The organism is Chitinophaga sp. (assembly GCF_039596135.1).
In the GTDB taxonomy this organism is placed as follows: Bacteria; Bacteroidota; Bacteroidia; order Chitinophagales; family Chitinophagaceae; genus Chitinophaga.
Genome location: NZ_JBCNKH010000007.1, coordinates 77,803 through 90,762, shown reverse-complemented (window position 1 = coordinate 90,762; position 12,960 = coordinate 77,803). Strand labels below are relative to the sequence as shown.

General features: G+C 47.2%; 10 protein-coding genes. 4 read left to right on the top strand and 6 right to left on the bottom strand.

Annotation, left to right across the window (positions count from 1 at the left end; genetic code table 11):
* Window positions 1-112: 112 nt before the first annotated feature.
* The 3 genes from ABDW16_RS07470 to ABDW16_RS07460 form a co-directional block, all read right to left on the bottom strand.
* The gene (locus ABDW16_RS07470) at window positions 113-1,060 is read right to left on the bottom strand and encodes a FecR domain-containing protein (RefSeq protein WP_343668783.1); all 948 of its coding nucleotides are present in this window, start codon (window positions 1,058-1,060) and stop codon (window positions 113-115) included.
* Window positions 1,061-1,108: 48 nt separating this feature from the next.
* The gene (locus ABDW16_RS07465; RefSeq protein WP_343668781.1) at window positions 1,109-1,705 is read right to left on the bottom strand and encodes a sigma-70 family RNA polymerase sigma factor; all 597 of its coding nucleotides are present in this window, start codon (window positions 1,703-1,705) and stop codon (window positions 1,109-1,111) included.
* Window positions 1,706-1,813: 108 nt separating this feature from the next.
* Window positions 1,814-3,958 (bottom strand): DUF6055 domain-containing protein, encoded by a 2,145-nt coding sequence (locus tag ABDW16_RS07460; protein WP_343668779.1) that lies wholly within the window; start codon window positions 3,956-3,958, stop codon window positions 1,814-1,816.
* Between the two features lie 379 nt (window positions 3,959-4,337).
* On the opposite strand from ABDW16_RS07460, the gene ABDW16_RS07455 reads away from it, so the two are divergent.
* The 3 genes from ABDW16_RS07455 to ABDW16_RS07445 are packed head-to-tail and all read left to right on the top strand — an operon-like array spanning window position 4,338 to window position 7,683.
* On the top strand, window positions 4,338-5,774 hold the full coding sequence (locus ABDW16_RS07455; protein ID WP_343668778.1) for a circularly permuted type 2 ATP-grasp protein: 1,437 nt from the start codon (window positions 4,338-4,340) through the stop codon (window positions 5,772-5,774).
* A gap of 20 nt (window positions 5,775-5,794) precedes the next feature.
* Window positions 5,795-6,736, top strand: coding sequence for an alpha-E domain-containing protein (locus ABDW16_RS07450; RefSeq protein WP_343668777.1), 942 nt, complete (start codon window positions 5,795-5,797; stop codon window positions 6,734-6,736).
* 11 nt (window positions 6,737-6,747) lie between these two features.
* Complete coding sequence (locus tag ABDW16_RS07445) at window positions 6,748-7,683, top strand: transglutaminase family protein (protein WP_343668776.1); 936 nt, start codon at window positions 6,748-6,750, stop codon at window positions 7,681-7,683.
* Between the two features lie 104 nt (window positions 7,684-7,787).
* Here ABDW16_RS07445 and ABDW16_RS07440 read toward each other — a convergent pair whose 3' ends face one another.
* The 3 genes from ABDW16_RS07440 to ABDW16_RS07430 are packed head-to-tail and all read right to left on the bottom strand — an operon-like array spanning window position 7,788 to window position 11,597.
* The gene (locus ABDW16_RS07440) at window positions 7,788-9,212 is read right to left on the bottom strand and encodes an amino acid permease (RefSeq protein ID WP_343668774.1); all 1,425 of its coding nucleotides are present in this window, start codon (window positions 9,210-9,212) and stop codon (window positions 7,788-7,790) included.
* A gap of 9 nt (window positions 9,213-9,221) precedes the next feature.
* Window positions 9,222-10,670: an aldehyde dehydrogenase (NADP(+)) gene (locus ABDW16_RS07435; RefSeq protein WP_343668773.1), complete on the bottom strand. Its 1,449-nt coding sequence runs from the start codon at window positions 10,668-10,670 to the stop codon at window positions 9,222-9,224.
* A gap of 21 nt (window positions 10,671-10,691) precedes the next feature.
* Window positions 10,692-11,597 carry a dihydrodipicolinate synthase family protein gene (locus tag ABDW16_RS07430; protein WP_343668772.1) on the bottom strand — a complete coding sequence of 302 codons (906 nt, stop codon included), beginning with the start codon at window positions 11,595-11,597 and terminating at the stop codon, window positions 10,692-10,694.
* A 452-nt stretch (window positions 11,598-12,049) separates the two neighbouring features.
* Between ABDW16_RS07430 and ABDW16_RS07425 the strand changes: the two genes are divergently transcribed.
* Window positions 12,050-12,925, top strand: a complete 876-nt coding sequence (locus tag ABDW16_RS07425; protein ID WP_343668771.1) for an AraC family transcriptional regulator — start codon at window positions 12,050-12,052, stop codon at window positions 12,923-12,925.
* Window positions 12,926-12,960: the final 35 nt, after the last annotated feature.

Below are 12,960 nucleotides of genomic sequence, written 5' to 3'. Positions count from 1 at the left end.
TAGTTTTTAATGTGAGTTGAATCCGTTAAAAATGTGACGTACTGTTAGCAGTGCGTTATCCGGCCGGAAGTGTTGCAACCACTTCCGGCTTTTTAGTACTGCATACGCCGGTTTAATTTGTTTTTGGCACTTGAATCATCACCTGGTCTGATTTAATTGTGTATGTAATACCGGTCAGGCCGGCGAGTACTTTCAGCACTTTAGTAAGTGGTTCGCGGGAGAAACTGATTTTGTAATGCCCCCTGTTTTTGCCTTCTCCATTCACGACGACGGGTATATTATATTGCCGCTGCAGCTCCTGCCCTATTTCGGCCATGCTGCTATTATTAAAATGAAAGATGTTGTTGCGCCATGCACCCAACATTGCCGCATCCGTATCTGTAATATCGGAGGTACCGCTTGTGCGGTGGTGAACGAGCGATTTATTGGCTGTGAGGCATGCGGCCATTACCTGCCTGTTTGTTTCATCCGAGACCTTTACCCTGCCGGTACTTACACCAATGGCCCAGGTATCTTCTTCCGGCCAGGCACGGATGTTAAAGGAAGTACCCAGCACGGTGGTCTGAATACTTCCGGCATGTATAATAAATGGATGTAAAACATCGGTAGCAACGGTAAAAAATGCTTCGCCCGTGAGGGTGATAGCACGATCTTTCATACCAAAGTTGCCGGGAATCAGCAATGAAGTACCTGCGTTCATCTGTACGACCGTACCATCGGGCAAGCGGATCGTTTTCCTGCTGCCGGCAGGTGTGCTCACCAATTGATCTGCATTGACAGGGAGCGGTTTCTTTTTAGTGATAAAAAAAGGAACCGCTGATACCAGCAAAACGGCGATAGCTGCGGCATACCACCAGTATAGCTTGCGCACGCGTGCAGGTGGATGGATCTCCTGCAATACGCTGGAAATAATCTCGTCTTTCAGGCGTGCCTTATCATTTGCAGATAAAGGTGTTTCATTAAAAGAGTCGTACCATGCTTCTACCTGCGCGGCTTCGGCGGGTGTAGCCTTGCCCTGCAGGTACCGGGATAAAAGGAATTTTAGCTGTTGATTGCTCATAACACCCTATACATCTCTCTATGCGATAAGAAGTACCGGTGAAGTATGTTAAGGAATTATGAAGAGTATAATGAGGGCAACACCTGCAATATCGTTTTGCTCTTTCAGGTAAGTACGGAGGTAACGCAGGGTGATGGATATATTATTTTTTACGGTTTGTTCGGAGAGCGAGAGGCGCAGGGCAATTTCTCTGTTGGAGAGCTGCTGGTAGCGGCTCAGGCGATATGGCAGGCGAAGCCGGTCTGGCATGCGGTCCAGGGCATCATTGACCTGTTGTTCCAGTTCTTTTGTTTCGAGTAGTTCGAGGGCAGAGATAGTGGTTTGCTGGGGCACTGTTTCTGCAAAAAATTCTTCATTATGTATAGGGGTGTGCGGACGGCTGAAGTGATCTATGATGCAGTAACGGGCAGCAGTGAAGAGGTAGCTGCTGAGGCGACCATTTTCGTCAGGGGTGATGGTGTCGCGTTTTTTCCAGGTGGTGATGAAGATTTCCTGGAGAATGTCTTTTGTGTCGTCTTCCTGTTTCAGGCGGGCATGGATATGGGCATACAAATCTTCCCAATACCTGTTTACCAATGCAGTGAAGGCTTGCTGATCCCCAGTTTTAATTAACGCTAATAGCTGGCTGTCCGGATACTTTTCCATATTAGGGTACAAACATACTCACCGGATGTAAACTGAATATTAAGTTTAAAAAAGGGCCTCTGTAAAAACAGAGTGCCCCTTCATCTCAACATTCCAATAAGTTTTAAATTATTTAGAAATAACCAGTTTCTTTGTATATACCTGCGCACCACTCACCTTCAACACATATACACCGGGAATCAATACTTTGTTTACATTAATATTATGCTGACCTTTTACACCCTGTCTCCATACCTCTTTTCCCTGGGCATCATATATTGATATTATCAGTGCTTCTTCATTATCAAAGTTGAGTAGATTCACATTAAAAGAGGTAGCAGCAGGATTTGGATATATGACCACTTCTTTTGTGGTTGTTTTTGCAGCAGCAGCTGCTGCTGAGCATGCCACATTGCCTGTAAATGCCATCTGTGCATCTGTAAACTGTGTGTAAGTACTGTTTACATCTGTGTTAGATGCATCACTGGCACCCTTGCCATCGCAATCACTACGGCCATTATTCGTATGCGGCACCTGCAGGTACACACCTGCCGTACTACAACTACCTATTTCCGCATCGCCACCTACGGTCACGCCCGTACCAAACGTCACACCCCATTCCATGGCATCGCCTTTCACAATCGCATTGTTCGTTACAGTGCAATAGCTCAGCAAAGCATTGTCCGTGACCTGTGCAGTACCGGAGTAAGTGCCGTACCATACATTGGCATTGCCATTGATCACCACACTACCAGATACAGTTGCATTCTCCACCCATGCAAAACCATCTATCCTGGCTGTACCTGAGATATTGCTGGAACCCAGTACAATCGCATTAGGACCTACATAGGCCGTAGATGCCACCGTAGCGGTATTCGCTACCCAGCCACCGCCATTGGAATGTGTATGTCCATTTGTTTTGTAAGCCGCACGGAAAGTGCTCTGGTACCCTTCAGGTACTGCATTTGCAATGCGCAGTTCATAAGGATATCGTTTGATCTTTGGCCAGCCCGGTTCCCATACATAAGAAGTATGGGTAGTAGGCGCCCCCATCACTACCAGGTACAATTTTGACTCATTGCTGTTCAGTTGAAAACTGATTTCACTTTCATTGGCACTATTCAGGGTACCATAGCGGGAGATGGTGCCATCTGCCAGCGCGGTAACAAAGCCATACCGCCAGGCGGCGGTGCTGTTTACTTCAGTATGGCCTTTGAACTTGACGGTCACTAACCCGGAACTACAGGTGGGGTACAATGGGATGATATTATACCCGTAATCCTGCGGTGCAAAAGCATCTGGCACCACATAACGGCCCGTAGTGGCGCTGATGCGGGTAAGAATGGTATTCAGCCGCCATACATAATGTGGTTCACTGTTAATGAGGGCATCCCGCTGGGCACGGATAATACCACCAAAGCCATTCACCGTATAATCTGCCGTCGGTTCTCTTTTTACATATCCATACATAAAGTCGTTCAGCTGTGACTGGGTCCATCCTTTTAACCGGCGATAAGTGACTAACGGGTGTTCGTTGGCTACTGACTCCTTCCAGAGCCGGTTGACCATAGCGATGCCATCGAGCTGCTGGATGGTAAACAGTAGGCGGAAGGCATCGTAGTGATGGCGGGTGGAGCTATAGTGAAACATAGCTGTGCCCATCCACCGGGGCATATCGTCTGCCGCAAACCGGGGGTACATCTGGGTGCGCATGAAATTGGCATGGGTTTCCCAAAAAAAGCCGGCAGGTTCATAATTGACAAAACCACCACCGACAGTGTTTTCCTGGATGGAGATCATGCCCTGCAGGGAATGGGTGAGTTCATGACTGATCACCCCTCCATCGCGGGTAGCGTTGGGGTGCACCCACATAGCGCCAATGGTATTGTCGTACGTACCGCCAAACGCCCAGCCGGAGGGACCGTTTGTGCCCCAGGTGTCGTTCATAACAATGATGATCTTGTACTTGCCGAGGTTTTTAGTACTCGTGTCAGAACAAAACTTAATCTCGGAGATGTACTTCGTGTAAATCTTTTCGAGGGTGTCGCAAATGGACTGAGGGTTGAAGGCCAGGTTTGGGTCGGAATAACTGGCAGGGTCAGTGCCGACTACATTGCCCCAGAAGACAATGAAGTTCGCGGATTGATAAGACTTGCTATACGACCAGGTGTTCAATGGGGCCGATGAGAATTCGGTGGGGATAAATACCGACTTCTGGGCGGCAGCGATGCCTGTAATGAGCAGGCACCAGACTAACAGTACATGTGTTTTCATGGCGTGTGTTTTTAAATAGTAACTGGATTATAAGGAGTTATAGCATGAGGGTTTGCTATCGACAGGTTTTTATAAAAATAGGGGAAATGAGGGGGGTGGGCAGTACGGATATTAACAGGTTCTGGTCTTATCATAACTATATCATAACCTTATCATAAACAGGGTACCAATAGTACACCAAAAGGGCACTTCATTATCCCAGGGGATATTGAAGTGCCCTTTTGGTGACCTTATGGATTACTAGTGATAGTGAAGCTTTGATATGCTTTTACCCTCCCCTCTCAATACATTAAATAAAAATATATGTAGACTTTTTCTAAAACAAACCCTTCATTTTATTATATTGTATCAAGCCAGTATCAAACTTTATCAACCGCTTATGGGATTTTTGGACCAATATGACCTTTCCCCAAACATCTGGGATGAGATGTATGATAGAAAACAGATAAGAGAGCACTATCACAAAGTCTTTACTTCGCTGGAGCAATTCGACGTCAATGCCCTTCAGCAAAAAGACCGCCTTGCCGGCGAACTCTTTATGAACCAGGGCATTACATTTACGGTATATAGTGACGATGCCGGTATAGAACGGATATTCCCCTTCGATATCATTCCCCGCATCATTACCGGGCAGGAATGGGACCATATTGAACTGGGCATTCAACAGCGTTTAAAAGCCCTGAATCTCTTCTTAAAGGACATTTACAATGAACAGCAGATCCTGAAAGACAAGGTCGTTCCTGCAGCGCTGATTGCCTCCTGTCCCCATTATACCAGGGAGGTATTTGGTATCAAAGTTCCCCATGACATTTATGTACACATCTCCGGTATAGACCTGATCCGGGGCGAAGACGGCAAGTTCTATGTACTGGAAGACAATCTCCGCACCCCTTCGGGTGTGAGCTATATGCTGGAAAATAGGGAAGTCACCAAACGGATTTTCCCGGAACTGCTGGCATCCAGTCATGTGCGCAGGGTGAACAATTACCCCCTCATGCTCCATGAGATCCTTTTACAAATGGCGCCGGCACAGATTTCCAATCCAAGTGTGGTACTACTCACTCCCGGCATTTATAACTCTGCCTATTACGAACATGCTTTTCTGGCCCGTATGATGGGAATTACCCTTGTAGAAGGCAGGGACCTGGTCGTAGATAACCACAAAGTATATATGAAAACAACGGAAGGGCTGGAACAGGTGCATGTGATTTACCGGCGCATAGATGATGAATACCTGGACCCGCTGGTGTTTAAACCAGATAGTGCGCTGGGTGTGCCGGGGTTGATGAATGCTTACCGTATGGGGAATGTGGCGATTGTGAATGCCATCGGGAACGGGGTGGCCGACGACAAAGCAGTCTATGCTTACGTACCGGCCATGATACGGTATTACCTGAATGAAGAGCCGATCCTGCCCAATGTACCAACTTACGAAATGAGTGACCCGGAGCAGCGTAAACATGTGTTTGAAAATATAGAGCGCATGGTGATCAAGCGCACGAATCAATCAGGTGGATATGGCATGGTGATGGGCAATAAAGTCACCCCTGAAGAATGGGTGAAAGCAAAAGCCGCTATTGAAGCGGATCCCCGCAGCTTTATTGCGCAGCCGATCATCAAGCTCTCTACTGTACCTTGTTTTATTGACGGCACTTTTCAGGCCAGGCATGTAGACTTACGACCATATGCACTCTGCGGTCCCCAGGGCGTACAGATTGTACCGGGGGGCCTTACGCGGGTAGCCCTGCGCAAAGACTCCCTGATCGTGAATTCTTCGCAGGGCGGAGGCAGTAAAGATACCTGGGTTATTGACTAAAACATTAATATAGATCGTACATGCTAAGTAGGATTGCGGATTCACTGTTCTGGCTGGCCCGGTATATGGAAAGGGCCGAAGGTTTACTAAGAGTAACGTCTACACATTATCTTCTTTCTCTCGACAAAGATGTGAATGGTGCCCTCACCTGGCAATCAGTGCTGGAAACCTTCACGACTGCTACGCCTGCGGATATTGAAGCGGCCAAAACCCAGACTGCAGAGGCGCTGAAATTGTTGCTGACCAGCAATAGCAATTCCAACTCACTAAAGGTGATCATCAGCAAGGCAAGGGAGAATGCGAGAGGTATCCAGGATTATATTACCAAAGAAGTGTGGGAGGAAGTGAATTCCTTTTATCACCTCATCAATCAGCCTACACTGGACAAGCGTCTTTCCAGTTACGAAGCGGCAGATATGCTGGATCTATTTACAAGACATAGTGTCTTATATACCGGCATTACAGATATTACCATGGCACGCGGTACCGGCTGGGCGTTTATGAATTTAGGAAAATACATTGAGCGGTGTTTTGAAACCATCGTGCTGACCAATAAACATTACCAGCTCAATCATTACAAGATTCATGAGAGCAGGGATATCATGCAATGGAGGCAGCTGCTCATGTCACTTTCCGGATATGAACTGCATTTGAAGACATATCGCTCTTCTGCGGATAATCATGATGTATTGCACCAGGTATTGTTCAATGAAGATTTTCCCCATTCAGTGGTATATTCGTTAGGCCGCATTGACCGGCATCTGCAGGATGTAACAAAGCGAAATTTTTCAGAAGAAACCGCTGCACTGATGCGCTGTTTCGGCAGGTTATTCAGTAAGGTAAAACATACCGACCTGGATAGTTTGAACAATCATTCCTTACATCCTTACATGGAAGACCTGCGGGGTGAGGTATCGCACTTTACCAAACTGCTGAGTCAACAATTTTTTTCTTACGCATAAGTGTTTGCTATATGCCGATTTTCAGAATTCATCATATTACAAGGTACGAATACGACAGACCGGTCAAAGAAAGTGTGAACGAAATAAAAATTTTTCCTTCGCAATGTCCGGGGCAGGAAGTATTGCAGCATGACCTGTCTATCACAGGGCATCCGGATGTGCAGACATTTACGGATTACTTTGGGAATAAGACAGGCGGGTTCAATATACTGACCGCACACAAGCTGCTAAAAATAGAAAGCAAATTACTGGTAAGAACCACAGCTACCTCGCAGTTGCAGCTGAACTTTCACTCTGGCTTTGAGCAACTGAAAGAGGAAATGGCGGGGGATTTACAATTGCTGGAAATGGCGATGACAGCGCCTATTGAAGCACAGGAGGTGATTCAAAATATTCATGCTGATATTTACGAAAGGGGGAAAAGCGTAGCCGCTTTAGTGGAGCATTGTAGTGAATACATCTTCCGGCATTTCAAATACATCAAAGGGATTACGAATATTGAAACGACGGTAGATGAAATTTTGCAACACAAGGCGGGTGTATGCCAGGATTTTGCGCACCTGATGTTGCAGATATTGAGGAGTTGCCAGATTCCCAGCAGGTATGTGAGTGGATATATTTGTCCGAATAAGGATGGATTGAGAGGCGAAGGTGCTACGCATGCATGGGTAGAGGTGTATATACCGGGAACAGGTTGGGCCGGGATTGATCCGACTAATAATGTATGGGTCACTAATAAACATGTAAAACTGGCTGTGGGTCGGGATTTTAGAGATTGTACACCTGTGAAGGGCACCTTTAAAGGACCAGCAAAACAACAGTTATCTGTATTTGTAGCGGTGGGGTATGAAGACGGGTATGTATTTGAAGAATTGAATAATGTACACCTGCAGGGGCAACAGGAGGAAACGCCCCGGGAAGAAGGGGAAAGCGCTGGCCAGCAATAAGGCCGTGGCGTTAGCCGGCCACAGGCGTCCATCCTCCCCGGGTGCCATTCCCCCGAGGGCGGAAGAATTTTACCGTAGGTAAAATTTTTCCGCCCGCCTGAAGATTAATTAAGTACCGGGCTTTGCACTGCTACTTTTCCTTTTCCAAAGAAGTAATACGCAGGAATTCCTAACAAAACTATCAGCAATCCCGGCCAGGTATTCTCCCACTTATACACCAGCAAAGACAGGCAAATAACCGTCGCGGCTATAATATATAGCATGGGTATAAACGGGTATCCAAATGCCTTATACGGTCTTTCCATTTCGGGTCTTGTGCGCCTTAACCGGAAGATACCTGCAATCGTGAGAATATAAAAGATCAATACCACGAAGATCACATAATCCAGCAACTGCCCGTACCGCCCACTCAAACACAACAAAGAAGCCCATATACACTGGCTCCACAATGCTTTGCCCGGCACCGCATTCTTATTCAACAATCCCATTTGTTTAAAAAACAGCCCATCCTTTGCCATGGTAAAACAGACCCTGGCTCCTGACAGGATCAACCCGTTCACACAACCAAACGTAGACACCATCAGCAACACCGCAATAATCATGGTACCGTTATTCCCAAAGATGCGTACCGCAGCCGCCACCCCTACCCTGTCATTCTCCGCAAAGGCAATCTCATGCAAGGGTAATACCGCCAGGTAAATCAGGTTAGTAGCAATGTAAATCATCGTTACCAGCAAGGTGCCGAAGAACAAACTGCGCCCGATATTCCGCTCAGGGTTTTTAATCTCCCCTGCTATAAAGGTCACATTGTTCCAGCTATCACTGCTAAACAACCCGCCTACCATACTCGCTGCTATGGCGCCTAACACTGCAAACCCGGAATAAGATATCAGCTGTGCAGGTTCCAGTTTATTAAACCCAAACCCACTCTGCCAGTTCGCATCCCATACCTGCTTATTTGCCGCAAAGCAGCCAAACACAATCAGTGCCAGCAATGCGACGATCTTGGTCAATGTAAAAATCGTCTGAATTAACTTCCCTTCTCTCACGCCCCGCGTGTTCACAAACGTGAGAAATATAATCAGCAAAATAGACGTGACCTGTGCAGCAGAAATTTTTACAAACCCCAGGTCTGCCAGGACGTGCGTTTCACTCAGCACCGGAAACCGAAAAGCTGTGAACCGCGCAAATGCTACTCCCACCGCGGCGATGGTACCCGCCTGTATGACCGTAAAAAAGCTCCACCCAAACAGGAACCCTGTCAGGTCATTGAAAGCTTCTTTCAGGTATACATACTGGCCGCCGGCATGGGGAAACATGGCACTCAACTCACCATAACTCACAGCTGCTGTAATGGTGAGTACCGCTGTAATAATCCATATCAGTATCAGCCAGCCGGCCGAGCCTACATTGCGGGTGATATCGGCACTCACGAGAAAGATCCCGGAGCCGATCATGGATCCTGCTACGATCATTGTAGCATCGAGCAGGCCAAATGAACGTTTAAATGATTTTGGTTGATCTGACATAGCTGTTTTTTATCTGGTAAATTCGTTATCGACCAGTCTCCATATTCCTAACGGGTTTGATTTCTTTAATGCATCGGGCAACATGCTATCTGTAAAATTCTGAAAACATACCGGTCTTACCCAGCGGCGAATAGCACTGGTACCTACACTGGTAAAGCGACTATCGGTTGTAGCCGGATAAGGGCCACCATGCACCATAGCAGCGCATACTTCCACACCTGTAGGTGCATTGTTCAGGATGATCCTGCCGGCTAAAGTGGCCTGCAATGCGATCAGTGATTTGTAAATAGTAGTGTCCTTATCGGTACCGACTACTGTGGTGGTGAGTTGTCCCTTCAAACTTTTGAGTACCTGCTGCAGTTCTTCTTCATCGGCACAGGATACCAGCAATGAATATGGACCAAACAGCTCTTCTGCCAGGTGCGGATTTTGTAAAAACTCAACCCCAGTCGTGCGCGCTACGGCTGGCCAGGCTTCAGTTTCGGCAGGTTCAGGGGTTTGTCCTACCAGGGTCACGGCTTCCAGGGAGAGCATATGGGCCCTGCCTTTTACATAGGCCGCATGGATACCAGTGTGCAACATTTTTGCAGGTACACTGGCGGAGATGGCACCACCCAGCATATGCGCAAAATTGTCTAACGCATCGCTTTGTATGCCGAGCAGTAAACCGGGGTTGGTACAAAACTGGCCCATGCCCAGGGTAATGCTTGCCGCAAAGGTTTGTGCCAGTTGCGGGCCCTGCGTGAGCAATGCATCCGGGTAAAAAACAACCGGGTTTACGCTGCCCATTTCTGCAAAGACCGGGATCGGTGTTTCTCTTTGTGAAGCGTATTGTAATAAAGCTTTACCTCCATTGAAAGAACCAGTGAAGGCCACACCAGTGGTAGCAGGGTCCATCACTAATTGCTTCCCTGTTTCATAGCCCGCATCAGCTACGTGCTGCACGGTATAGGCAGGGAGGCCCGTCTTTTCAATGGCATTGGCAATGGCCTGCCAGGCTAATAAAGAAGTGCGCGGATGTGCAGGATGCCCTTTCACTACTACGGTGGCACCGGCAGCGAGGGCACTGGCAGTATCGCCACCTGCGGTAGAAAATGCAAAAGGGAAATTGCTTGCGCCAAATACGACTACCGGGCCTACAGGCAGTAACATCCTGCGCAGATCAGGTCGGGCAGGAGTATTTTCCGGCCGGGCCGAGTCGATGACAGCTTCTACCCAGCTACCTTCTTTGATCAGGTCAGCAAATAATTTTAACTGGTTGGTGGTGCGGGTCAGTTCTCCATTGAGGCGGGCAGCAGGCAGATTGGTTTCTTCGCCGGCTGTCTCTACCATGATGGCTCTTTGCGATTCCAGTTCTGTGGCGATGGTTTCCAGGAATGCAGCACGTACAGCAGGGGTCACCTGACTGTACGTTTCAAAGGCCTGTGCGGACTGCTGCATAATCTTTTGTATCTGCATGCGGTATGATAGATTGAAATGTTAATATTTGGGCAACGTCGGTCTGTTGGCCAGCGCAGTATTGATCACGGCGAGGATCTGTTCTCTCTCCTTCCCTTCCAGTGGCAGGCGGGGTGCTCTGACAGTTTCGGAGCCGAGCCCTACCTGTTGTTCAGCCAGTTTAATATACTGTACTAATTTAGGATGTAAATCCAATTCAAGCAAGGGCAGGAACCAGCGATAGATAGCCAGGGCTTCCTGGATTCTGCCTGCTTTGGTGAGGCGGTATACAGCCACTGTTTCTTCAGGGAAGGCACATACCAGTCCACCTACCCAACCATCGGCACCCAGCATTATTTCTTCCATAGCTAACGTATCTACCCCGCAAAGTATTTTGAAGCGGTCGCCAAATCGATTTATCATACGGGTCACATTAGAAACATCCCGGGTAGATTCTTTAACGGCCTGTACATTGGGGAAAGCGCTCAGTTGTTCGAAGATGTCCAGTGTTACTTCGATCTTATAATCTACAGGATTATTATAGATCATGATTGGCAGGTCAGTCGATGCGGCTACGGTTTTGAAGAAGGTAGCGGTTTCTTTTTCATCGCTTTTATAGCGCATGGGAGGCAGCAGCATCAGACCTTTTGCACCCCATTTTGCGGCAGCTTCTGCCTGTTTTACGGCTTCGGCAGTGGCACCTTCTGCAATGTTGAGTACAACCGGGATTTTGCCCTGCACTTTTTCAACAGCATACTTTGTAAGGGTTTCTTTTTCAGCGATGCTGATGGTACTGGCTTCACCCAGTGAGCCACCGAGGATAACGCCATCGATACCGGCTGCTACCTGTGCATCCAGATTTTTGCCAAACAGAGGGAGGTCCAGTTCATCTGATGGTGTAAACTTGGTGGTAAATGCAGGAAATATTCCTTTCCATTCAATAGCCATAGACTGTATATTTTTTTTTCAAAAATATCTACTAGGATGTAAGGGGGCCGCTCTGATAGTAATCAATTATTCGTGAATTTTAACCTCTTTGACTGAGGGGTGGCTGCAATGCCCGCTGTGCGCAGATCTCCACATATTGCGCCGGCATGCGCCCGGGTTCGCGGGGGCGGAAACGCGGTGCTGTGAGCAGGTGGAAATACCGTTAATCCGGATTTTAGCCATCATTGCCCGGATATTAACCGGTATAAGTTTAATATTATGAAATTTGGGTTAAAATATGTAATATTGAGTGGACGAAATTTTAATTGTGTATTTAACACTCATTTCCGCCCGACAGACGGGACCAACCAAAATACTTTAGATTTAGCGCTACTGACGAAGGGCCTTTTTACATTTTACCTGTAAACCATTTTTGCAAGTACCTGCTTGCGGTGACTTTAAATTACTTTACGATGAAAGTGTTACAGTTTACTATACCTGTTCCGCTGGACAAATCGATCATTGTTCAAAAAGACGTATTGCCTTTTTTCTATCCGCATTTACACAGGCACCAGGAGATCCAGATGAGCTGGATCCAGCAGGGTGAGGGGACCCTGGTAGCGGATAATAATATGCATGCATTCAGGCCGAATGATATATTCTGGCTGGGAGCGAATCAACCGCATATCTTTAAAAGCGAGGCGTCGTATTTTCAGCCAAAGAGCAGGAAGAAGATAGTGGCATTGGCGATTTTCTTTAATCCAAATGGGGAGCTGGCTTCGCTGTTTAACCTGCCGGAGACGAAGTTGCTGAAGAACTTTATTTCGCAGAGTCAGTCGGGGTTTAAGGTACCACCTGCGTATACAGCGGAGGTGAGTAGCAAGATGATGCAGATTACGAATAGTAGTGGCACGGATCAGTTATTGCAGTTTGTAGATTTATTGAAGCAGCTGTCAGGGTATGCGGATATGACACCGCTGGCTACGGCACAGAAGACGCAGCTGGTGAGTGAGCATGAGGGGATCAGGATCGGGAATATCTATAATTATATTATGCAGAATTATGATAAGCCGATTACATTAGAAGATGCGGCGAAGCAGGCGCATATGACACCGCAGGCTTTTTGCAGGTTCTTTAAGAAGCATACTTTGCATACGTTTGTTTCTTTCTTGAATGAGGTGCGGATTAATGAGGCGTGTAAGAAGCTGACGGATGGGGCGTTTGATAATATTGCCACGGTGGCGTATACGTGTGGGTTTAATAGTATTACGAATTTCAACAGGGTGTTTAAGACGGTGACGACGCAGTCGCCGAGTGAGTATATGACGAGTTATTTTCAGAGTGTATAAAAAAACAAACCCGCCTGTTACGGCGGGTTTGTTTT